This window comes from Xanthomonas sp. XNM01, assembly GCF_014851915.1.
Lineage (GTDB): Bacteria > Pseudomonadota > Gammaproteobacteria > Xanthomonadales > Xanthomonadaceae > Pseudoxanthomonas.
Genome location: NZ_JACVAP010000002.1, coordinates 375,089 through 396,034, shown reverse-complemented (window position 1 = coordinate 396,034; position 20,946 = coordinate 375,089). Strand labels below are relative to the sequence as shown.

Genomic DNA, 20,946 nt, shown 5'->3' with positions numbered 1-20,946 from the left:
CGCGATCATGCGGCATGACCGCTACCGGCATTCCCGATCCGCAAGCGCTGATGCAGGCCTGGCGGGCCGCGCGCTACCGGGTGCTGCTCGACGGCGCATGGGTGCCGCTGGCGATCGACGCGCCGCTGCCGGCCGTGCTGGACCGCGATGTCGCCGGCGCGCCATGCGCGCTGCTGACCGCATTCAATCCGGGCTCGGTCCCGGTGGATGCTTCGCGCAACCGGCTGGCCGACACCGCGCTGCGCTCGGCGATCGATGCGGGTGGCTGCCGACGGCTGCCGAGCCTGGCCGATGCCGTCGATGGCAGCTGGCCGGAGCCTGGCTGGCTGATCGTGGGCATCGACATGCATGACGCCGATGCCCTCGCCCGCCGCTTCGGCCAGGCCGGGCTGCTGTACCGGTCGCCGGCGGGCCCGGTGCTGCTGCGGATGCCGGATCTGTCCCGGTCGGCATGACGGTGCCGGGGTGAGCCCGCTGCATCCTCCTGGGTTCAGCCGGCGATGGAACGCGCCATCGTCGCGACCCGGACCGGCTGGTCGTGATAGCGCCCCATCCAGGTATCGACCACCTCGAAACCGAACCGGCGATACAGCGTCTGCGCCGCCGCGTTCGAGGCAACCACGCTCAGGCGGTCGATCCGGGGGATGCGCGAGCAGCCGGCCGCCCAGGCCCTGCCCACGCGCCTCCGGATGCACGAACAGGCCGGTGATCTCGCGCCCGTGGCACGCACCGTAGCCCTGCAGCGAGGTGTCGCCGCAGACGAACACCGTCGAGCGCTGGAACGTCGCGAACCGCTCGGCGTCATGGTCGAGCGCAACCAGCGCGGGCACGCGGCCCTCGTTGCGGAGTTCGTCGAGCTTGGAGGCGGCGTACACGGCGAGCACGCCGGGGAGGTCGCCTGTCTCGAACGGTCGGATCGTCATGCGCGCATCCTCGTCTACATTCGTCGGCACACGTCATTGGTCGCGTCGACGCATGCCCCGCTGGAGCCGCTTGCCAGCCGGTGAGATGCCGTACGCACGGAGAAGCGGTGATCCGCATCGGCCGCCCGATGCGGTGCAGGCCGGGGAGCACGACATGCGGCATGGGCATCGAGCCCATCTGCGGCGATCTCACGCGAGCACGGCGCCACGCGCACATCGCGCCATCGATCTCCGGGCCAATCGCGGGCTTTCGACCTGCGCCGCCGGAAGCGCTCCAGCATCGCCGCGACAGCGGCGGACTGGAGCGCGTGCAGCGTCAGCGCAGCCCGGTTTCGGCGCGGGCGATGACCAGCCGCTGGATCTCCGAAGTGCCTTCGTAGATCTCGGTGATCTTGGCATCGCGGAAGTAGCGCTCCAGCGGCATTTCCTTCGAATAGCCCATGCCGCCATGGATCTGCACCGCCTGGTGGGTGATCCACATCGCCGCCTCCGAGGCGGTCAGCTTGGCGATCGCCGCCTCGGCCGAGAACGGCCTGCCCTGCGACTTCAGCCAGGCCGCGCGCAGCGTCAGCAGCAGCGACGCGTCCAGCCGGCACTTCATGTCGGCGATCTTGGCCTGGGTCATCTGGAAGGTGCCGATGGCCGCACCGAAGGCCTTGCGCTCCTTCACGTACGCCAGCGTCGCCTCGTAGGCGGCCCGGGCGATGCCGATCGCCTGCGAGGCGATGCCGATCCGGCCCGAATCCAGCACGCCCATCGCGATCTTGAAACCCTCGCCCTCGTTGCCGAGCACGTCGGCGGCCTGGGCCACGTAGTCCTGGAACTCGATCTCGCAGGTGGCCGAGGCGCGGATGCCGAGCTTGGGCTCGGTCTTGCCGCGGTGGAAGCCGTCGCGGGTGGTGTCGATGACGAAGGCGGTGATGCCGCGCGCGCCCTTGTCCGGCTCCGTCACCGCGAACAGCACGATGTAACGGGCCACCGGGCCGGACGTGATCCAGCTCTTCTTGCCGTTGATGACGAAGCTGCCATCGGCCTGCTTCACGGCGCGGCAGCGCATCGCGGTGGCGTCGGAACCGGACTGCGGCTCGGTCAGGGCGAAGGCGCCGATCTCGCGGCCTTCCGCGATCGCCCGCACGTAGGCCTGCTTCTGTTCCTCGCTGCCATGCTTGAGGATGCCGGCGCAGAACAGCGAATTGTTGACCGACATGATCGTCGAATGGGCCGCGTCGCCGGCGGCGATCTCGATCATCGCCAGTGCATAGGCGACCGGGTCCATGCCCGCGCCGCCGTACTCGTCCGGCACCTCGATGCCCATCAGCCCGTTCTCGCCCAGCAGGCGGATGTTCTCCAGCGGGAACTCGCCGGTCCGGTCATGGTGCTCGGCGCTCGGTGCGATCACGTCCTGCGCGATGCGTCGCGCGACGTCCTGCAACATCAACTGCTCTTCGGTGAAGCTGAAATCCACGGATGACCCCTCCGGTCAGTGTTTGACCGGATTGTACCCACCATTCGCATGCGTATGCGGTTGACCCGCCCGTCACGCCCCGCCAGAATATCTCTATATCGCGATAGGAAGATATTTATGGATCTGGAAGACTGGTCGACCCGGCTCAAGGTCTTCGCCGACGCCACCCGCGTGCGCCTGCTGGCGCTGCTGGAGCTCGAGGAGCTGACCGTGGCCGAGCTCTCGGCCATCACCCGCCTGGCCCAGCCGCGCGTGTCCACCCACCTTGCCAAGCTGAAGGAAGCCGGACTGGTGCGCGACCGCCGCGCCGGCGTGTCGGCCTACTACCGCTTCGACGAGGCCGCGCTGGACCCGGCCCAGCGCGCATTGTGGCAGGCGCTGAGCACCGGCAGCGACGACCCGCTGCTGCGCCAGGACGCCGAACGCCTGCCCGCCGTACTGGCCGCACGCGCCGCCGACCAGAACTGGGCCGACAGCGTGGCCGGCGACATGGAACGCCACTACTCCCCCGGCCGCACCTGGGAAGCGCTGGCCCGCAGCGCGCTGCCGCTGCTGCACACCGGCGACGTGCTCGACATCGCCTCCGGCGACGGCGTGCTGGCCGAACTGCTGGCCCCGCACTCGCACCGCTACGTCTGCGTGGACACCAGCGCGCGCGTGGTCGCCGCGGCCAGCGAACGCCTGCGCCGCCTGGCGAACGTGGAAGTGCGCGAGGGCGACATGCACGCGCTGCCGTTCGGCGATGCCAGCTTCGATCTGGTCGTGCTGATGCATGCGCTCACCTACGCCGCCAAGCCGGCCCAAGCCGTCGCCGAGGCCGCGCGCGTGCTGCGCCCCGGTGGCCGCCTGCTGGTCACCAGCCTGGGCCGGCACGAACACCGCGCCGTGGTCGAGACCTATGGCCACGTCAATCTCGGATTCTCCGCGAAGGACCTGAAGAAGTTCGTCGAGAAGGCCGGGCTGGAGGTGCAGAGCCTGGAGACGGTGACCCGCGAGCGGCGCCCGCCGCATTTCGAGGTGGTCTCGCTGCTGGGGAGCAAGGCGTGAGCGCCCTGCCCTGGCTGCATCCGCAGCGCGCGCAGGCGCTGCTGGACGCGCTCGCCGCGCGGATCCTGATCCTCGACGGCGCGATGGGCACGATGATCCAGCAGTACGGACTGGAGGAGCCCGACTACCGCGGCCAGCGTTTCGCCGACGGCTGCGACGTCACCCATGCGCACGCACACGGCCCCGGCTGCGACCACGACCTGAAGGGCAACAACGACCTGCTGCTGCTGACCCGTCCGGAGATCATCGCCGCGGTCCACGACGGCTATCTGGACGCCGGTGCCGATCTGGTCGAGACCAACACCTTCAATGCCACCTCGGTCAGCCAGGCCGACTACCACCTCGAGCATCTGGTCTACGAGCTCAATCGTGAGGGTGCGCGCATCGCCCGTGCCTGCTGCGACCGCGCCGAGGCGCTGACGCCGGACAAGCCGCGCTTCGTCATCGGCGTGCTCGGCCCGACCAGCCGCACCGCCTCGATCAGCCCGGACGTCAACGACCCCGGCTACCGCAACACCAGCTTCGACGAACTGCGCCTGACCTATCGCGAGGCCACCGAAGGCCTGATCGACGGCGGCGCCGACGTGATCATGGTCGAGACCATCTTCGACACGCTCAACGCCAAGGCCGCGCTGTTCGCGGTCGAGGAATGCTTCGACGCACGCGGTGCGCGCCTGCCGATCATGATCTCCGGCACGATCACCGATGCCTCCGGCCGCACCCTGTCCGGACAGACCGCCGAGGCGTTCTACACCTCGCTGATGCATGCGCGGCCGCTGGCGATCGGGCTGAACTGCGCGCTGGGCGCGAAGGATCTGCGCGAGCACGTCGAGACGCTGGCGCGCGTGGCAGGCTGCTACGTGTCGGCGCATCCGAACGCCGGCCTGCCCAACGCCTTCGGCGGCTACGACGAAACGCCCGAGGAGATGGCCGGGGTGCTGCAGGAGTTCGCGCAGTCCGGCCTGCTCAACATCGTCGGCGGCTGCTGCGGCACCACACCACCGCATATCCGCGCGATCGCCGACGCGGTCGCGCAGCTGCCGCCGCGCGCCCTGCCTCCGGGCCTTGCACCGTCCTCCACCGCCATCGCTGCCTGAGCCCGTCCTCGATGTCCGCACCACGCCATACACGCCTGTCCGGCCTCGAACCGCTGGTCATCACGCCCGACCTGCTGTTCGTCAACGTCGGCGAGCGCACCAACGTCACCGGCAGCGCGCAGTTCCGCAAGCTGATCAAGGAAGAGCGCTACGCCGAGGCGGTGGAAGTCGCGCGCCAGCAGGTCGACAGCGGTGCGCAGATCCTCGACGTCAACATGGACGAGGGCCTGATCGACTCCGAGAAGGCGATGGTGCGCTTCCTCAACCTGATCGCCTCCGAGCCCGACATCGCCCGCATCCCGGTGATGGTCGACTCGTCGAAGTGGACGGTGATCGAGGCCGGCCTGCAGTGCCTGCAGGGCAAGGGCGTGGTCAACTCGATCTCGCTGAAAGAAGGCGAGGCGCTGTTCGTCGAGCACGCCCGCAAGGTGCTGCGCTACGGTGCCGCGGCGGTGGTGATGGCCTTCGACGAGGTCGGCCAGGCCGACACCTGCGCGCGCAAGGTCGAGATCTGCACCCGCGCCTACCGGATCCTGACCGAACAGGTCGGCTTCCCGCCCGAGGACATCATCTTCGACCCGAACATCTTCGCGGTCGCCACCGGCATCGAGGAACACGACAACTACGCGGTCGATTTCATCGAGGCCACCCGGATCATCAAAAACACGCTGCCGCACTGCCACGTGTCCGGCGGCGTCTCCAACGTCAGCTTCTCGTTCCGCGGCAACGAGCCGGTGCGTGCGGCGATCCACTCGGTGTTCCTGTACCACGCGATCGCCGCCGGCATGGACATGGGCATCGTCAACGCCGGCGGCCTGCCGGTCTACGACGACCTGGATCCCGAGCTGCGCGAGCGGGTCGAGGACGTGATCCTCAACCGGCGTTCCGATTCGACCGAGCGGCTGCTGGAGATCGCCGAGAAGTTCAAGGGAAAGAAGGGCGAGAAGAAGGTCGAGGACCTGGCCTGGCGTGGCAAGCCGGTGCGCGAGCGGCTGGCGCATGCGCTGGTGCACGGCATCGACCAGTACGTCGAAGGCGATACCGAGGAAGCGCGCCAGCAGGCCAGCCGCCCGCTGGATGTGATCGAAGGCCCGCTGATGGACGGCATGAACGTGGTCGGCGACCTGTTCGGCGCCGGCAAGATGTTCCTGCCGCAGGTGGTGAAGTCGGCGCGGGTGATGAAGAAGGCCGTGGCCTACCTGCTGCCCTTCATCGAAGAGGAAAAGGCGCGGACCGGCGATGCCGGCAAGTCCAACGGGAAGATCGTGATGGCCACGGTCAAGGGCGATGTGCACGACATCGGCAAGAACATCGTCGGCGTGGTCCTGGCCTGCAACAACTTCGAGGTGATCGACCTGGGCGTGATGGTGCCGGCGCAGAAGATCCTCGACACCGCCCGCGCCGAGAACGCCGACATCATCGGCCTGTCCGGCCTGATCACGCCGTCGCTGGAGGAGATGAGCCACGTCGCGCGCGAACTGCAGCGGCAGGGCTTCGAGACGCCGCTGCTGATCGGCGGCGCCACCACCTCGCGCGCGCACACCGCCTTGAAGATCCATCCGCACTACACCGCGCCCACCGTCTGGGTGAAGGACGCCTCGCGCGCGGTCGGCGTGGCCCAGTCGCTGATCTCACGCGACCTGCGCGGCCCGTTCGTCGCCGCCAACGACGCCGACTATGCCGAGATCCGCAAGCGCCACGCCAACCGCGGCGACGCCAAGCGACTGGTGTCGCTGCAGAAGGCGCGCGCACAGAAGTTCGACGGCCGCTGGGACACGCATGTCCCGCCGGCCCCCAACCGGACCGGCGTGCACGGCTTCGACGACTGGCCGCTGGAGGACCTGCTGCCGCTGATCGACTGGACACCGTTCTTCCAGGCCTGGGAACTGGCCGGCAAGTTCCCGGCGATCCTGACCGACGAGATCGTCGGCAGCCAGGCCAGCGAGCTGTACCGCGATGCGCTGGCGATGCTGGAGCGGATCGTCGCGGAGAAATGGCTGACCGCCAAGGCCGTGTTCGGGATCTGGCCGGCCAACAGCGTCGGCGACGACATCGTGCTGCAGCACGCCGACGGCCCGGCCACCCTGCACTTCCTGCGCCAGCAGGTGGACAAGCCGGTCGAGCGCCCCGACTTCTGCCTGGCCGACTTCATCGCCCCGCGCGACAGCGGCGTGCAGGACTGGATCGGCGCGTTCGCGGTCACCGCCGGCATCGGCATCGACGCCCACGTGGCCCGCTTCGAGGCCGCGCACGACGACTACAACGCGATCCTGCTCAAGGCGCTGGCCGACCGCTTCGCCGAGGCCCTGGCCGAACGCCTGCACCAGCGCGTGCGCACGGAGTTCTGGGGCTACGACGCCGGCGAGACACTGGACAACGAGGCGCTGATCGCCGAGCAGTACCGTGGCATCCGTCCCGCGCCCGGCTATCCGGCCTGCCCCGAGCACAGCGAGAAGGCCACGCTGTTCCGGCTGCTGGACGCGGAAACCCGCGCCGACATGCAGCTGACCGAGAGCTTCGCGATGCTGCCGACCGCGGCGGTGTCCGGCTACTACTTCAGCCATCCGGACAGCCAGTACTTCGTGGTCGGCCGGCTGGGCAAGGAACAGGTCGCCGATTACGCCCGGCGCAAGGGCGCGACGCTGGCCCAGGCCGAGCGCTGGCTGGCCTCCAACCTCGACTACGACCCCGAGTAATCCTCCCGACCTCGCAAGGAAGACCATCGCCCAATGGACGCGTCCCCACCGCATCCCGTCGCCGGCGTCCCGCATGTCCTGCCGGCCATCCGCCATACGCGGCTGGACAACGTGCAGGGGCTGGCGTTCGGCATCGTCATGACCGCCTTCGGCCTGTCCATGCTGCAGGCCGCCGGACTGATCACCGGCCAGTTCGCCGGTCTGGCGCTGCTGCTGTCGCGCGTCGGCGGCTGGGACTTCGGCCCGGTGTTCCTGCTGCTCAACCTGCCGGTCTACCTGTTCGCGCTGCGCCACCGCGGCTGGCGCTTCACCGCCGGCACCCTGGCCGCGGTCGCCGGGGTGTCGCTGCTCGCCCAGCTCGCGCCGCGCTGGATCGCCTATGCGCACCTGGACCCGGCCGCCGCGGCGCTGATCGGCGGACTGGCGCAGGGCATCGGCCTGATCGCGCTGTTCCGCCACGGCGCCAGCTGCGGCGGCATCGGGATCGTGGCCCTGCACCTGCAGGACCGCGGCGGCCCGCGCGCCGGCTGGGTGCAGCTGGGCTTCGACCTGCTCCTGTTCGCCTGCGCGGCCCTGGTCCTGGACCGTCAGGCGATGGCGCTGTCGCTGCTCGGTGCGGTCGTGCTCAACACCAGCATCGCGATGAACCACCGGCGCGACTGGTACACCGCCCAGTAGGCGAGGCCGGCGGCTTCCGCGGCGGGCGGCGGCTCCGCCTACAATGGCGGCTTCGCTTCTGGGAGGACGCCATGCACCACGACACCATCCGCGCCGTCGTCACCGGCGGCGTTTCCGGCCTCGGCCTGGCCGTGGCGCAGCGCCTGGTCGCCGACGGCGGCCGGGTCGCCCTGCTCGACGTCAACGACGCCAAGGGCGCCGAGGCCGTGGCCGCGCTGGGCGAGGCCAATGCGCGCTATTTCCGCACCGACGTCACCGACGAGGCCGGCGTGGCCGCGACGCTGGAGCAGGCGCAGGCCTTCCTCGGCGGGCTGAACGCGGCGATCAACTGCGCGGGCATCCTCGGCGCCGGCCGCGTGCTGGGCAAGGACGGCCCGATGCCGCTGGACGGCTTCGCCCGCACGGTCATGGTCAACCTGGTCGGCAGCTTCAACGTGGCCAAGGCCGCCGCGGCGCTGATCCAGCACAATGCACCGGGCGAGGACGGCGAGCGCGGCGTGATCGTCAACACCGCCTCGGTCGCCGCCTACGAAGGCCAGATCGGCCAGGCCGCGTATTCGGCCTCCAAGGGCGGCGTGGTCGGCATGACCCTGCCGATGGCGCGCGAGCTGTCGCGCTTCGGCATCCGCGTGATGACGGTGGCGCCGGGCGTGTTCTGGACCCCGATGGTCGACGGCATGCCCGAGTCCGTGCAGGCATCGCTGGCGGCGACCATCCCGTTCCCGTCGCGGCTGGGCCGGCCGGAGGAGTTCGCCGACACCGTCGCCTTCATCCTGCGCACCCGCTACCTCAACGGCGAGACCATCCGCCTGGATGGCGCGACCCGGCTGCAACCCAAGTAAGCCCCACTTCCGCCCGCACCGCGGGCATCGCACCACCAAGACAGAACAGACCCATGAGAGCCAGCGAAATCAAGAAGGGCAACGTCGTCGAGTACAACAACGGCGTCTACCAGATCCGCGACATCGAACGCAGCTCGCCGCAGGGCCGCGGCGGCAACGTGCGCTTCCGTTTCATCATGTACAGCGTGCCCGGCGGCGCCAAGCTCGATGCCAGCTTCGATGCCGACGACAACCTGACCGAAGTCGAGCTGCTGCGCCGGCAGGCCACGTTCTCGTACAAGGACGGCGACGCGTTCGTGTTCATGGACGACGAGGACTACACCCCGTACACACTGGACCCGGGCGCGCTCGGCGATGCGGTCGGTTACATCACCGATGGCCTGACCGGCATCTACGTGCAGGTCATCGACGACCAGCCGGTGGCGATCCAGCTGCCGCAGCACGTGACCCTGGAAGTGGTCGAGACCCCGCCGGAACTGAAGGGCGGCACTGCGACCAAACGCCCGAAGCCGGCCACGCTCAACACCGGCATCGAGATCATGGTGCCGGAGTACATCACCACCGGCGAACGCATCTTGGTCAACACCACCACCGGCGAGTTCGGCGGCCGCGCCGACTGACCGACGGAGGCGGTGGCCGCTGCGGAACACGCAGCGGCCACCGTTGTGCCACGGAGAGCTGTGGCAGGCAGCGGCACATCGCGCGATGCCGTGCTCGCAGGTCTGCGCGCGGCCACCTCGCCTGATGAAGCATGGCTGCGGCACAGAGATGGCAGTGGCGCTCGATCGCGCTCCTGCACAGCAAGCCACGCATCCGCACGACAACTTTCCAGCAGGGCGCGCTCGGGCGCGACCGCCATGCCTGCTGCGGCCCTTGTCCAGGAAGGGCAGGTTCATGATTGCGGGCAAGCCCGTCCCTACGGAGTCTCCGCGGCCATTGCGCGTACGTGTTCACCGATCAGGGCGACATTGGCCTCGGTCATCTCCACGCGTTCGCGCCGTTGTGCTGACAGCAGCCGCTTCAATCCCAGTTCCAGCGCGGCGGCGTGCGTGCGGCGCTGGCCGGCGTCCTGCGCCGCACGGGTACGCAGCGCGGCGCGCTCGCCCTGCTGTGGAAGGCCGTAACCGTCGATGCCGTCCAGCCAGGCGGCGGGCCGGCTGAACGCGCCGCCGATGCGCAGGTACGCCCGCAACGCCTCCACCGTCCCGTCATCATCCGCCTGGTGTGGCGCCGGCCTGCCCAGCCAGTGCCGCTTCACCTCGTCCCGCGCCAGCGCCTGCTCGCGCCGCAGCGCCGCCGATTCCAGCACCAGCAGCGCCGCGCCGTCGCGCAGGCCGCTGCGCTGCAGGTGCCGCGCGCGCGCGGCAGGTGCCAGTGTCATCCAGGCCCGGGCATCGGCCGCCTCCAGCCTCAGCGCGTCGCGCGCGACCGCATACAGCGCGTCGTACTGCGCGTCGGCCGCGGTGAAATGGTAACCGGCACGTTCGGCGGCCTCGCGGCCGGCCGGCACCTGTTCCAGGTCGAGCACGCCGTGCTTTGCGAGCCGGCGCTGCAGGCCGGTCGGGGTGATCGCCGCCAGCGGCAGCTGCGCCAGCCGCGGCACGCCGTCGTGCAGCAGGCGGAAGGTCTCCACCGCGCAGTTGTTGCTGACGAACAGGTAGCGCCCGTCGTAGCCCCAGTGCAGCTGTGCGGCGCGTTCGACCAGCGCGCGGATTTCCCCGGGCGACAGCGACAGCGGCGTCGCGCTCAGGTCGCGCAGCTCGACCTTGGTGTACTCGTCGATCACCTGCCCCATCGGCAGCACGAACAGGCGCGACGGGTACCGTCCGGTCAGGCCGCGCCAGCTGGAGATCTGCACGTCGTCGACGAAGGCGCGGAACGACAGCACCAGATGGTGCTGCAGGTCCAGCCGGCAGTCGGGCCCCGGCGTGCGCCCGGGCGCGCACACCACCAGGCGCAGCATGCTGTGCCCCCAGCGGCTCATCGGCTGCGCGTTCGGTTCGGCCAGCAGGTAGTCGACCGCGTGGACGCGTGCCGGATCCAGCTGCAGCAGCGGATCGGCACCAGCCAGGTCGTCCTGGACGAAGGCCAGGCCGTCCGCACAGGCCGCGCGCCGTGGCGGCACCTGGCCGAAATGCGCGTCGAAGTACGCGGCCAGCGCGGGACGGCGACAGTGGTATCCGGGATCGAGCAGGTAGTGCTCGAGATTGACCGCGACGAACTCGCGCGGCGAGGCCAGCTCGTAGGGATCCGGACTGCGGTCGCGCAGGTCGTTGCGCCCGCGCCGGCCCGGACCGAGCGCGGCCACCTGCCAGCCGGCCAGATCGAGCAGGCGCGGGTCGCGCGACAGACGGCCCTGCGGTGTGCGGTCGTAGAGGTGCGCGAGTTCGTGCAGGACCGCGCTCAGTGCCGCGTCGTCGACCGGGCCGACGGCAGGTGCCATGTCGTCCCGCGCGGCAAGGTCATGCAGCAGGCGCAGGTCGAGCGCGATCTTCCAGTGCGTGGCGCGGCCATGGACGCCGTCCGGCAGATCGTCGCGCCAGCGCACGCCGATCGGCCGCTCGTCCAGCGCGGCAGCCCACGCATCCGGCAGGCGCGCGACCGCATCGGCCAGCAGGCGCTCGCTCGCCTCGTACTCGACTGGCGACAGGCCGTGCCGCTCGATCTCGAACACCGGCGCGGCCTGCGCCGCGGCCAGCCCCAGCCACGACGCCAGCAGCGCCGCCGCGCAGCGCATCACTGCCGGGCGAGAATCGCCCGCGCCAGCGCCAGGTCGTCCTGCTGTCCGGTGGCCTGATCACGCTCGCGCATCACCCGCAGCGCGGCTTCCAGGCGTGCGGTGCGCACGCGCCCTTCGCTGGCGACGAAGCCGGCCGCATCCTCGCGCGCCTGCTCGACCAGCTTGTCGTCGCCCGAACTGCTGCCCGAAGAAGCCGAGGAACCGGCCGAAGAGGCACCGGCACTGGTACCGGCGAAACTCGATGCCAGCGCCAGCGGCGCAGCGGCGGACAGGACAAGGAAGGACAGCAGCAGCGTGGAGCGCTTCATCGGGGACGATCCGCAATCGATGGCCTGTGGCCGGTGCGTGAAGACTAACCGCAGCCGCCGGCGGCCTGCATGCCCGGCGCGCCCACGCGCCCGTTCTCGTTCAGGCGTCGAGCAGCTTGCCCGGGTTGAGGATGCCGTTGGGATCGAACACGCGCTTGACTCCGCGCATCAGCGCGATCTCGGCCTCGCCGCGGGTGCTGCCCAGATACGGCTTCTTGACCAGGCCGATGCCGTGCTCGGCCGAGATGCTGCCGCCGTGTTCCTTCAGCGCCTTCGCCAGCAGCTTGGTCACCTGCTCGCATTGGGCGACGAAATCGGCATCGGCCGTGTCGTCGGGCTTGAGCACGTTGATGTGCAGGTTGCCGTCGCCGATGTGGCCGAACCAGACCACGTCGAACTGCGGATAGGCCTCGCCGAGCAGGGCCTGGGTCTGGGCCAGGAACGCCGGCATCGCCGAGATCCGCACCGAGACATCGTTCTTGTACGGCTTGTAGCGCGCCACCGCCTCGGTGATGCCCTCGCGCAGCCGCCACAGCTGCGCGGCCTGCGCATCGCTCTGGCTGATCACGCCGTCGACCACCCAGCCCTGCTCCATGCAGTGCTCGAACGCGGCCATCGCCGCGGCCTCGGTCGCTTCATCGTCGCTGGCGAATTCGGTGACCACGTAGAACGGATATTCCTCGTCCAGCGGCTTCTGCGCGCCATGCGCGAGCACGTGGCGCAGCGCGCGGTCGGTGAAGAACTCGAACGCTTCCAGCCGCAGGCGTCCGCGGAACTCGGCGAACACCTGCATCAGCGCCTCGAACGTGGGCAGCGCCAGCAGCATCACGTTGGTGGGAGGCGGCGGATCGGTCAGGCGCAGGATTGCCTCGACCACGATGCCCAGCGTGCCTTCCGAGCCGATCATCAGCTGGCGGAAGTCGTAGCCGCTGGAGTTCTTGACCAGCGCACGGTTCAGCTCCAGCACCTCGCCGCTGCCGGTGACCACGGTCAGGCCGGCGATCCACTCGCGGGTGTTGCCGTAGCGGATCACGCGGATGCCGCCGGCGTTGGTCGCGATGTTGCCGCCGATCGAGCAGGAACCACGCGCGCCGAAATCGACCGGATAGACCAGGCCGTGTTCACGCGCGGCGTTGTGCACCGCTTCCAGCGCGATGCCCGGCTGCACGGTCAGGGTGCGGTCGACGCGGTCGAAGGCCAGCACCCTGTTCATCCGCTCCAGGCTCAGCACCAGTTCGCCGTTGGCGGCCACCGCGCCGCCGGACAGGCCGGTGCGCCCGCCCGAGGGCACCACCGCCACGCCATGCCGGTTGGCCCACTGGACCACACCCTGCACCTCCTCGATCGAGCCCGGCAGCGCGATCGCCAGCGGCGCCGGGGTCCAGCGTCGGGTCCAGTCGCGGCCGTAATGCTCCAGGTCCGCGGCATCGGTCTTCAGGCGCAGCGCAGGCAGGGCCTGCTGCAGGTCGGTCAGGCGCGGATCGGTCATGGCGTGGGCACGGCTCGAAGAGGGAAACGGCAGCCGGCAAGCGTGCCAGCGAAGCCGACACGCGTCCAGCCACGCAAACCCGCGCCGGCGCACGGTTTCAGCGGCAACCGCAGGCGCGCGCCGATTGCGCTCCGGCGCCGCACACGGTGTTCCGCCGCAGAGCTGAAAAAGCGCATGCGGCACCGCGGCAAAGGCGGTCGGCATCTGGCATAGTTCCGGGCTCCTTCCGCCATTGCCGGACACAGCGCGTCATGTCGCCCAAGAAGACCTCGTACCCGAAACAGGACATCCGCGTGCTGTTGCTGGAGGGGGTCAGCCAGACCGCCGTCGACGTGTTCAAGGCGGCCGGCTACAGCCAGATCGAGTTGCACGCCAAGGCGCTGCCCGAGGACGAGCTGAAGGCGCGCATCGCCGAGGCGCACATCGTCGGCATCCGTTCGCGCAGCCAGCTCACCGCCGAGGTCCTGGCCGAGGCCAAGCGCCTGATCGCGGTCGGCTGCTTCTGCATCGGCACCAACCAGGTCGACCTGGACGCGGCCGAGCTGGCCGGCATCCCGGTGTTCAACGCGCCCTATTCCAACACCCGCAGCGTGGCCGAGCTGGTGCTGGCCGAGGCGATCATGCTGACCCGCGGCATCCCGCAGAAGAACGCCGAGTGCCACCGCGGCGGCTGGTCCAAGTCGGCCGCGGGCAGCCACGAGGTGCGCGGCAAGACCCTGGGCATCATCGGCTACGGCCACATCGGCACCCAGATCGGCGTGCTGGCCGAGGCGCTGGGCATGCACGTGATCTTCCACGACATCGAGACCAAGCTCTCGCTGGGCAACGCGCGTGCCGCGGCCAGCCTGGACGACCTGCTGGGGCGCGCGGACATCGTCACCCTGCACGTACCGGAAACCGCCGCCACGCAGTGGATGATCGGCGCGACCGAACTGGCGAAGATGCGCCGCGGCGCGCACCTGATCAACGCCGCGCGCGGCACCGTGGTCGACATCGATGCGCTCGACGCGGCGCTGGCGTCCGGCCACATCGGCGGCGCCGCGCTGGACGTGTTCCCGGTCGAACCGAAGGGCAACGGCGACATCTTCGAGTCGCCGCTGACCCGCCATGACAACGTGATCCTGACCCCGCACGTCGGCGGCAGCACATTGGAGGCGCAGGACAACATCGGCGTGGAAGTGGCGGCCAAGCTGGTCCGCTACAGCGACAACGGCAGCACCCTGTCGGCGGTGAACTTCCCCGAAGTCACCCTGCCCGAGCATGAGGACAGCCTGCGGCTGCTGCACATCCACCGCAACGTGCCCGGCGTGTTGTCGCAGATCAACGAACTGTTCTCGCGCCACAACGTCAACATCGACGGCCAGTTCCTGCGCACCGACCCGAAGGTCGGCTACGTGGTGATCGACGTGGCCGCCGACGAAGCGCTGGGCGCGGTGCTGAAGGACGAACTGTCGGCGATCACCGGCACGCTGCGTACCCGCGTCCTGTACTGAGCGACGGTCCGGTCCGAGCGGCCGGACCGTGCGGCATGCAACGGAAAACCGAAATCTGATTCAGGCCCGGCCCCGCTGATCGCGGTGCCGGCCTTCTGTAGCGTGTCGCTGCATGAGACGCCCGGCTCCCGGGCGCGCAGCGGCGACCGCCGAAGGGATGGATCAGCGATGGATTGGGCACTGCTTCCGGCCATGGGCCTGTTCTCGCTGGGCATGTCGATCTCGCCCGGGCCGGTCAACATGGTGATCGTGGCCTCCGGCGCCAATCACGGCGTCTGGCGGACCCTGCCGTTCGTCTCCGGCGCCACCGCGGGGTTCACCCTGCTGCTGGTCTTCGTCGGCGTCTGGCTGGCCAGGGCACTGGAAGGCCGGCCCGCGTTCTTCCACTGGCTGGGCATCGCCGGCGCGTTGTTCATCGCCTGGGTCGGCTGGAAGATCGCCTCGGCGCGGCCGGAACTGGCGATCGAGAAGGCCGGCGTGCCCGGCTTCGTGCAGGGCGTCGCGCTGCAATGGCTCAATCCCAAGGCCTGGATCGCCTGCGCCTCGGGCACGGCGCTGTTCTCCGATCCGCGCACGCACGTCACCCTGGCGGTGTTCGTGGCGATCTACGCGGTCGTCTGCTACCTGTCGCTGGCGGCCTGGGCGGTGCTCGGCGACCGGGTCTCGCTCCTGCTCGACAGCCCGCGCCGCATCCGCGCCTTCAACCTGGCCATGGGCGGGACGCTGGTCGCCACCGCCGGCTACATGCTCTGGCTGCAGCTGCTCAGCGGACCGGCGACGGGTTGAAGGCGTCGTAGAGGGCGTTGACCAGCGCGTAGGCGGCGCTGCTGGCGGAGACGTTGGCCGGCCAGACGGCGTGGACCTGCAGCGGCTCCAGCGTCCAGTCCGGCAGCACCGCGACGACCTCGCCGCGGCGGATGCCCCCTTCGCTCAGGTACTCCGGCGGCGCCGCCAGGCCGGCACCGGCGGCGGCGAGCCGCCAGGCGGCCTCCACGTTGTCCACCCGGACCTGCGGCACGTAGCGGATCTCGACCGTCTCGCCGCTGTGCACGTGCCGGAACCGGCGTGTGTCCGGGCGCATCGCCAGGCCGATCCACGGCAGCCGCTCCAGCCCGGATGGATGCGCGACCGGGCCGTGTCCGGCCAGCAGCGACGGCGCGGCGACCACCCGCCGCGGCAGCAGGAACAGATGCCGCGCCTTGAGCGTGCTGTCGGGCAGCTCGCCGATCCGGAAGGCCAGGTCGATGCCCTCGGCGACGATGTCCTCGCGGCTGTCCTGGCAGCTGATGCGCAGGCCGAGCTGCGGGTGCGCGCGGATGAACGTCGCGAGGTGCGCGGTGAACGGACCATTGATGAACACCGCGGGGATCGAGATGTGCAGCCGGGCCGCGGTCGAGACCGAACGCTGGCGGAACTCGATCACGCCCTTCTCGTACAGTTCCAGCATCGCCCGCGCCGTTTCCAGCAGGCGGACCCCATCCTGGCTGAGCGAGAGCTTGCGGGTATTGCGGTAGAGCAAGGCGGTGCCGAGGTTCTTCTCCAGCCGCGACAGGTGCTCGCTGGCGGTCGCGGTCGCGATCCCCAGCGCTTCGGCGCCGCCGGAGACCGTGCCGACCTCGGCGATCTTGGCGAACACGATCAGGTAGCGGATGTCCTCGATCATCGCCGCTGCGGATCGCCCTGCAACGGCGTCGCCTGCGCCAGCCATCTGCCGGCCATGCGCCGCATCGATGCATCGCTGGCCGGATCGGCGGCGACGGCGGCGACCGCGCGCCAGGCCAGGTCGTCGGACTCCTCGCTGACCACGTAGCGCTCGTCGTCGCCGGCGCGCACCACGTAACGCACGTCGTAATGCCAGTGACCCGGCACGTCGCGCCGCTCCGGAATCCAGTGCCGGTCCAGGTCGAAGATCGCGCCGTCCTGCAGCCGCAGGCCGGGCACGCCGGTCTCCTCCTCGGCTTCGCGCAGCGCGACCCGCGCCAGATCGGTGTCGCCATCGGCATGTCCGCCGGGCTGCAGCCAGCGCTGGAGCTTGCGGTGGTGGGTCAGCAGGGTGCGCAGTCCATCGGCGCTGACCACCCAGGCCGAGCCGGTGAAATGACCGGCCAGCCGGCTGCGCAGGAACGGATCGACCGGATCGTCCAGCAGTTCCAGGAACTGCTCCGCCAGCGCCGCCTCATCGGCGTGGTCGCTGGCATACCCCAGCAGCGCCTGCCGCAGCGGCGTGCGGTCCGACGACATGGCGTGGCCCGCGGAATGCGTGTCCGACATCGTGATCCTGCTGCGTTGCGGCGAAAACCGGAGCCGCATCGTCCGGGTTCGCCAGCACGCCGGCAAGTGCGCCCGGCGTTCTTGTGCGCGACCGCGGCGTTTGGCATGGTACGGCGATTGCCGCGTGGCCGCGGGGGGACGACGGAACGTCTGGGCGGCCGCAGTGCGCCACCCACACCGAACCGGGGACCCCGATGCTGAAGAACCTGCTGATCACCAAGCCCATCGCGGCCCAGCCGCATGTCGATGCGGGCGAACCGGTCGAAGGCAGCCTGTCCGGCGAGGTCGGTCTCAAGCGCACGCTGACGGCCAAGCATCTGATCATGCTGGGCCTGGGCGCGGTGATCGGCGCGGGCATCTTCGTGATCACCGGCACCGCGGCGGCCAACCACGCCGGCCCGGCGATCATGCTCAGCTTCGTCATCGCCGGCTTCGCCTGCGCGATGGCCGGCCTGTGCTACGCCGAGTTCGCGGCGATGATCCCGGCGTCGGGCAGCGCCTACAGCTACACCTACGCCACCATCGGCGAGGCCCTGGCCTGGTTCGTCGGCTGGAGCCTGGTGCTGGAATACCTGTTCGCGGTGTCGACGGTTGCGGTGGGCTGGTCCGGTTACACGGCCAGCTTCCTGCAGAGCTTCGGCCTGCACCTGCCCGCGGCGCTGACCCAGGCGCCGATCAATTTCTGCACCCATGAAGCCGCGCAGGCCGGCGCCTGCGAGTTCGGCACCTTCGTGCTGACCGGCGCGCTGTTCAACCTGCCGGCGGTGCTGGTGATCGGCGCGGTCGGTGCGCTGTGCTACGTCGGCATCACCCAGTCGGCCACGGTCAATGCGCTGATCGTGTCGATCAAGGTCGTGGTGATCCTGCTGCTGCTGGTGTTCGGCGCGCAGTACGTGGATGCGCAGAACTGGCTGCCGTTCGTTCCCGAAAACCAGGGCGGCGACCGCTTCGGCTGGGAGGGCGTGCTGCGCGGCGCCTCGATCGTGTTCTTCGCCTACATCGGCTTCGACGCGGTTTCCACCGCGGCGCAGGAGGTCAAGAACCCGCAGCGCGACATGCCGATCGGCATCCTCGGCTCGCTGCTGCTGTGCACGGTGATCTACATCGCCGTGTCGGCGGTGCTGACCGGCATGGTGCCCTACACCCAGCTGGGCACGCCCAAGCCGGTGGCGACCGCGCTGGAAGCCTATCCGAGCCTGCTGTGGCTGAAGACCCTGGTCGAGGTCGGCGCGATCGCCGGCCTGACCACGGTGATCCTGGTGATGCTGATGGGCCAGGCGCGCATCTTCTTCTCGATGGCGCAGGACGGCCTGCTGCCGCGCTTCTTCGGCGCGGTCCACCAGCGCTTCCGCACGCCGCACAAGGGCACGGTGCTGGTCGCCGCGGTCGCCGCGCTGATGGCCGCGCTGCTGCCGATCCAGCTGCTCGGCGACGTGGTCTCGATGGGCACCCTGGTCGCCTTCGCCACGGTGTGCGTGGGCGTGATGGTCCTGCGCCGCACCCAGCCCGATCTGCACCGCCCGTTCCGCACCCCGGCGGTGTACGTGGTCGGCACGCTCGGCATGCTGACCTGCCTGGGCCTGATCGCGATCATGCCGATGCTCAACTGGATCGTGCTGGCCGGCTGGACGGTGATCGGCTTCCTGATCTACGCCGTGTACGGCTACCGCAACAGCAAACTGCGCAAGGGCTGAGTCCCGACGCGCACCCCGCACGGCCCGCCCTCGCGCGGGCCGTGCGCGTTCCGGCCCCGGCCGCCCTCCACTTCCTTCGAGCCCCCGCGCGCATGTCGACCGTCACCCAGGCCAAGAAGATCGGACCCGTGCTGGCCACCTTCGTGGTCGCCAACAACATGATCGGCTCGGGCTTCTTCCTGCTGCCCGCCTCGCTGGCCAAGGTCGGCGGCGTCACCGCGTTCTCCTGGCTGCTGGGCACGATCCTGGCCGTCACCCTGGGCGGCGCGTTCGCGCGCCTGGCCCGCCAGTATCCGGACCTGACCTCGCCGGACGACTACATCCGCCCCTCGCTGGGCCGCGACATGGGCTTCCTGGCGACCACGATGTACTGGCTGTCGTCGTGGATCGGCAACAACGCGATCGCCGTGGCCGCGTTCGGCTATCTGGTGATCCTGCTGCCGATCGACGATGGCGGCTCGACCCGGCTGATCGGCCAGATCGCGCTGCTGTGGCTGATGTTCGCGCTGAACCTGCTGGGCCCGCGCTCGATCGCCCGCTTCCAGTCGATGTGCGTGGTGTTCGGCCTGATGCCGGTGGTGGCGGTGCTGATCGCCGGCTGGGGCAGCTTCGACCCGGAAATCTACCGCGCGGGCTGGAACGTGACCGGCAACTCCGACACGGCGGTGGTGTTCGGTTCGCTGGCCTCGGTGTTCTGGGCCTTCGTCGGGCTGGAGACCGGCGCGATGATCGCCGGCGTGGTCCGCGACCCGAACCGCAACGTGCCGATCGCCACCCTGGGCGGCATCCTGATCGCCGGCGTGGTCTACCTGGTGTCCTCGGTGCTGATGATGGGCATCGTGCCGGCCGCGGAGATGGCCGCTTCGAGTGCGCCGTTCGCGCTGGTGGCCGGCCAGATGTTCGGCGCCTGGGCGATCCCGGTGATCGCGGCCGCCGCCGCGCTCAAGGCCAGCGGCACGCTCGGTGGCTGGATGCTGGTGACCGGCGAATCCGGTGCCCGTGCCGCGCAGCGCGGCTTCCTGCCGGCGATCTTCGGCCGCCTGCGCCCGAACGGTGCCGCCGGCTGGGGGCTGTTCATCATCGTGCTGTCGATGAGCGTCATCTCGATCATCACCCAGGCGCCGACGGTGGGCGAGCAGTTCGGCACGATCATCGAGATGGCCGTGACCCTGGTGGTGATGGCCTACGTCGCCGCCGGCCTGAGCCTGTTGTTCGGCACCCCGGAGCGGCGGCCGCGCGGCAGCGACCGTGCGCTCGGCATGGGCGCGCTGATCGCCTGCGGCCTGCTCGCCTGGTCGACCGACACCGACATCCTGGTCGGCGCGCTGATCGTGGCCGCGCTGGCATGGGCCGCATACCGCGGCTTCTCGCGCCGTTCGCGGGCCACCCCGCCTGGCGCCTGAGCGGAACGCGCCGGGGCGTCGCCATGACGCCCCGGCCTACCCGCTGCCGGACGCAGGCCCTACACTGCGCGGCATGAACGACGCGACCCAGGTTCCCTACGACAGCGGCCGCCTGCGCGAGCTGGCGCAGCTGCTGATCGGCAACATCCGCGAGCTGGCCCAGGCCGGCTGGACCCCGGCCACCAGCAGCAACTTCTCGCACCGGCTGGACGACGCGCATGCCGCGATCACCGTCTCCGGCCGCGACAAGGGCCGGCTGGTCGAGGACGACATCATGGTCGTGGATTTCGACGGCAAGGCGGTCGGCCGCCCGCTGCGTCCGTCCGCCGAAACGCTGCTGCACACCCAGCTGTACCGGCGTTTCCCGGAGATCGGCTGCGTGCTGCACACGCACTCGCCGGTGCAGACCATCGCCTCGCGCCTGTACGCGCCGCAGGGCCACATCCGCCTGGAAGGTTACGAGCTGCTGAAGGCCTTCCACGGCAACAGCACCCATGAGACGGCGGTGGACGTGCCGGTGTTCGCCAACACCCAGGACATGGACGTGCTGGCCGCGCAGGTCGATGCCCTGCTCGACACGCAGTGCCTGTGGGGCTACCTGATCGACGGCCACGGTCTGTATGCCTGGGGCCGCGACATGGCCGAGGCGCGCCGGCACCTGGAGGCCTTCGAGTTCCTGTTCCACTGCGAGCTGGAACTGCGCCGTCTGCGCGCCACGGGCTGATCGCGGGCACGGAGGTGTTCCGGTAGCGGGACGCCGCTGTTTCGCCTGCGTTCCCCGTCCGGTCGCGCACGCCTGA

At 70.0% G+C, this 20,946-nt stretch carries 20 protein-coding genes; 13 read left to right on the top strand and 7 right to left on the bottom strand.

The window, feature by feature from the left end:
- The first annotated feature begins 14 nt into the window (after nt 1-14).
- Nucleotides 15-455 carry a DUF3293 domain-containing protein gene (locus IB242_RS09505; RefSeq protein ID WP_192278505.1) on the top strand — a complete coding sequence of 147 codons (441 nt, stop codon included), beginning with the start codon at nt 15-17 and terminating at the stop codon, nt 453-455.
- 35 nt (nt 456-490) lie between these two features.
- Here IB242_RS09505 and IB242_RS20660 read toward each other — a convergent pair whose 3' ends face one another.
- On the bottom strand, nt 491-622 hold the full coding sequence (locus IB242_RS20660; protein ID WP_255523460.1) for a hypothetical protein: 132 nt from the start codon (nt 620-622) through the stop codon (nt 491-493).
- A gap of 22 nt (nt 623-644) precedes the next feature.
- On the opposite strand from IB242_RS20660, the gene IB242_RS20455 reads away from it, so the two are divergent.
- Complete coding sequence (locus IB242_RS20455; RefSeq protein WP_225540371.1) at nt 645-1,007, top strand: hypothetical protein; 363 nt, start codon at nt 645-647, stop codon at nt 1,005-1,007.
- A gap of 232 nt (nt 1,008-1,239) precedes the next feature.
- Here IB242_RS20455 and IB242_RS09495 read toward each other — a convergent pair whose 3' ends face one another.
- Nucleotides 1,240-2,388 carry an acyl-CoA dehydrogenase family protein gene (locus tag IB242_RS09495; protein WP_192278503.1) on the bottom strand — a complete coding sequence of 383 codons (1,149 nt, stop codon included), beginning with the start codon at nt 2,386-2,388 and terminating at the stop codon, nt 1,240-1,242.
- A gap of 117 nt (nt 2,389-2,505) precedes the next feature.
- On the opposite strand from IB242_RS09495, the gene IB242_RS09490 reads away from it, so the two are divergent.
- The 6 genes from IB242_RS09490 to yeiP all read left to right on the top strand — a co-directional run bounded on the left by IB242_RS09490 (nt 2,506) and on the right by yeiP (nt 9,368).
- Complete coding sequence (locus IB242_RS09490; protein ID WP_192278501.1) at nt 2,506-3,435, top strand: metalloregulator ArsR/SmtB family transcription factor; 930 nt, start codon at nt 2,506-2,508, stop codon at nt 3,433-3,435.
- Nucleotides 3,432-4,532, top strand: a complete 1,101-nt coding sequence (locus IB242_RS09485) for a homocysteine S-methyltransferase family protein (RefSeq protein ID WP_192278499.1) — start codon at nt 3,432-3,434, stop codon at nt 4,530-4,532. The genes IB242_RS09490 and IB242_RS09485 overlap by 4 nt, the downstream gene beginning before the upstream one ends.
- Nucleotides 4,533-4,543: 11 nt before the next feature.
- The gene (metH, locus tag IB242_RS09480; protein ID WP_192278497.1) at nt 4,544-7,228 is read left to right on the top strand and encodes a methionine synthase; all 2,685 of its coding nucleotides are present in this window, start codon (nt 4,544-4,546) and stop codon (nt 7,226-7,228) included.
- 33 nt (nt 7,229-7,261) lie between these two features.
- A complete protein-coding gene (locus tag IB242_RS09475) occupies nt 7,262-7,906 on the top strand; it encodes a YitT family protein (RefSeq protein ID WP_192278495.1) in 645 nt (214 codons plus the stop codon).
- Between the two features lie 71 nt (nt 7,907-7,977).
- The gene (locus IB242_RS09470; RefSeq protein ID WP_192278493.1) at nt 7,978-8,748 is read left to right on the top strand and encodes an SDR family NAD(P)-dependent oxidoreductase; all 771 of its coding nucleotides are present in this window, start codon (nt 7,978-7,980) and stop codon (nt 8,746-8,748) included.
- A gap of 53 nt (nt 8,749-8,801) precedes the next feature.
- A complete protein-coding gene (yeiP, locus tag IB242_RS09465; RefSeq protein ID WP_192278491.1) occupies nt 8,802-9,368 on the top strand; it encodes an elongation factor P-like protein YeiP in 567 nt (188 codons plus the stop codon).
- Nucleotides 9,369-9,664: 296 nt separating this feature from the next.
- Here the strand turns inward: yeiP and IB242_RS09460 are convergent, their stop codons facing one another.
- The 3 genes from IB242_RS09460 to IB242_RS09450 form a co-directional block, all read right to left on the bottom strand.
- A complete protein-coding gene (locus IB242_RS09460) occupies nt 9,665-11,485 on the bottom strand; it encodes a DUF4105 domain-containing protein (RefSeq protein ID WP_192278490.1) in 1,821 nt (606 codons plus the stop codon).
- Complete coding sequence (locus IB242_RS09455) at nt 11,485-11,796, bottom strand: DUF2388 domain-containing protein (protein WP_192278488.1); 312 nt, start codon at nt 11,794-11,796, stop codon at nt 11,485-11,487. The genes IB242_RS09460 and IB242_RS09455 overlap by 1 nt, the downstream gene beginning before the upstream one ends.
- A gap of 100 nt (nt 11,797-11,896) precedes the next feature.
- Nucleotides 11,897-13,285: an FAD-binding oxidoreductase gene (locus IB242_RS09450; RefSeq protein WP_192278486.1), complete on the bottom strand. Its 1,389-nt coding sequence runs from the start codon at nt 13,283-13,285 to the stop codon at nt 11,897-11,899.
- A 251-nt stretch (nt 13,286-13,536) separates the two neighbouring features.
- Here IB242_RS09450 and serA point away from each other — a divergent pair, with 251 nt between their 5' ends.
- Both serA and IB242_RS09440 read left to right on the top strand, forming a co-directional pair.
- Nucleotides 13,537-14,778: a phosphoglycerate dehydrogenase gene (gene serA, locus IB242_RS09445; protein WP_192278484.1), complete on the top strand. Its 1,242-nt coding sequence runs from the start codon at nt 13,537-13,539 to the stop codon at nt 14,776-14,778.
- A gap of 168 nt (nt 14,779-14,946) precedes the next feature.
- Entirely contained in the window at nt 14,947-15,564 is a 618-nt protein-coding gene (locus IB242_RS09440; protein ID WP_192278482.1) for a LysE family translocator, read from the top strand.
- On the opposite strand, the gene IB242_RS09435 is transcribed toward IB242_RS09440, so the two are convergent.
- Both IB242_RS09435 and IB242_RS09430 read right to left on the bottom strand, forming a co-directional pair.
- A complete protein-coding gene (locus tag IB242_RS09435) occupies nt 15,542-16,441 on the bottom strand; it encodes a LysR family transcriptional regulator (protein WP_192278480.1) in 900 nt (299 codons plus the stop codon). The two genes, IB242_RS09440 and IB242_RS09435, sit on opposite strands and share 23 nt — an antisense overlap.
- A complete protein-coding gene (locus tag IB242_RS09430) occupies nt 16,438-17,019 on the bottom strand; it encodes an NUDIX hydrolase (protein WP_192278478.1) in 582 nt (193 codons plus the stop codon). Before IB242_RS09430 ends, IB242_RS09435 begins: the two co-directional genes overlap by 4 nt.
- Nucleotides 17,020-17,243: 224 nt before the next feature.
- Between IB242_RS09430 and IB242_RS09425 the strand changes: the two genes are divergently transcribed.
- The 3 genes from IB242_RS09425 (at nt 17,244) to IB242_RS09415 (ending at nt 20,870) form a co-directional block, all read left to right on the top strand.
- Entirely contained in the window at nt 17,244-18,743 is a 1,500-nt protein-coding gene (locus tag IB242_RS09425; protein ID WP_192278475.1) for an amino acid permease, read from the top strand.
- A gap of 92 nt (nt 18,744-18,835) precedes the next feature.
- Nucleotides 18,836-20,146 carry an amino acid permease gene (locus tag IB242_RS09420; protein ID WP_192278473.1) on the top strand — a complete coding sequence of 437 codons (1,311 nt, stop codon included), beginning with the start codon at nt 18,836-18,838 and terminating at the stop codon, nt 20,144-20,146.
- Between the two features lie 73 nt (nt 20,147-20,219).
- Nucleotides 20,220-20,870: a methylthioribulose 1-phosphate dehydratase gene (locus tag IB242_RS09415; RefSeq protein ID WP_192278471.1), complete on the top strand. Its 651-nt coding sequence runs from the start codon at nt 20,220-20,222 to the stop codon at nt 20,868-20,870.
- The last annotated feature ends 76 nt before the right edge of the window (nt 20,871-20,946 follow it).

What these genes read in the sequence shown, in the direction of transcription:
- IB242_RS09505 (WP_192278505.1), top strand. Translation starts at nt 15, where the DNA reads ATGACCGCTACCGGCATTCCCGATCCGCAAGCGCTGATGCAGGCCTGG.
- IB242_RS20455 (WP_225540371.1), top strand. Translation starts at nt 645, where the DNA reads ATGCGCGAGCAGCCGGCCGCCCAGGCCCTGCCCACGCGCCTCCGGATG.
- IB242_RS09490 (WP_192278501.1), top strand. Translation starts at nt 2,506, where the DNA reads ATGGATCTGGAAGACTGGTCGACCCGGCTCAAGGTCTTCGCCGACGCC.
- metH (WP_192278497.1), top strand. Translation starts at nt 4,544, where the DNA reads ATGTCCGCACCACGCCATACACGCCTGTCCGGCCTCGAACCGCTGGTC.
- IB242_RS09475 (WP_192278495.1), top strand. Translation starts at nt 7,262, where the DNA reads ATGGACGCGTCCCCACCGCATCCCGTCGCCGGCGTCCCGCATGTCCTG.
- IB242_RS09470 (WP_192278493.1), top strand. Translation starts at nt 7,978, where the DNA reads ATGCACCACGACACCATCCGCGCCGTCGTCACCGGCGGCGTTTCCGGC.
- yeiP (WP_192278491.1), top strand. Translation starts at nt 8,802, where the DNA reads ATGAGAGCCAGCGAAATCAAGAAGGGCAACGTCGTCGAGTACAACAAC.
- IB242_RS09460 (WP_192278490.1), bottom strand. Translation starts at nt 11,485, where the DNA reads ATGCGCTGCGCGGCGGCGCTGCTGGCGTCGTGGCTGGGGCTGGCCGCG.
- IB242_RS09455 (WP_192278488.1), bottom strand. Translation starts at nt 11,796, where the DNA reads ATGAAGCGCTCCACGCTGCTGCTGTCCTTCCTTGTCCTGTCCGCCGCT.
- IB242_RS09450 (WP_192278486.1), bottom strand. Translation starts at nt 13,285, where the DNA reads ATGACCGATCCGCGCCTGACCGACCTGCAGCAGGCCCTGCCTGCGCTG.
- serA (WP_192278484.1), top strand. Translation starts at nt 13,537, where the DNA reads ATGTCGCCCAAGAAGACCTCGTACCCGAAACAGGACATCCGCGTGCTG.
- IB242_RS09440 (WP_192278482.1), top strand. Translation starts at nt 14,947, where the DNA reads ATGGATTGGGCACTGCTTCCGGCCATGGGCCTGTTCTCGCTGGGCATG.
- IB242_RS09435 (WP_192278480.1), bottom strand. Translation starts at nt 16,441, where the DNA reads ATGATCGAGGACATCCGCTACCTGATCGTGTTCGCCAAGATCGCCGAG.
- IB242_RS09430 (WP_192278478.1), bottom strand. Translation starts at nt 17,019, where the DNA reads ATGTCGTCGGACCGCACGCCGCTGCGGCAGGCGCTGCTGGGGTATGCC.
- IB242_RS09425 (WP_192278475.1), top strand. Translation starts at nt 17,244, where the DNA reads ATGCTGAAGAACCTGCTGATCACCAAGCCCATCGCGGCCCAGCCGCAT.
- IB242_RS09420 (WP_192278473.1), top strand. Translation starts at nt 18,836, where the DNA reads ATGTCGACCGTCACCCAGGCCAAGAAGATCGGACCCGTGCTGGCCACC.
- IB242_RS09415 (WP_192278471.1), top strand. Translation starts at nt 20,220, where the DNA reads ATGAACGACGCGACCCAGGTTCCCTACGACAGCGGCCGCCTGCGCGAG.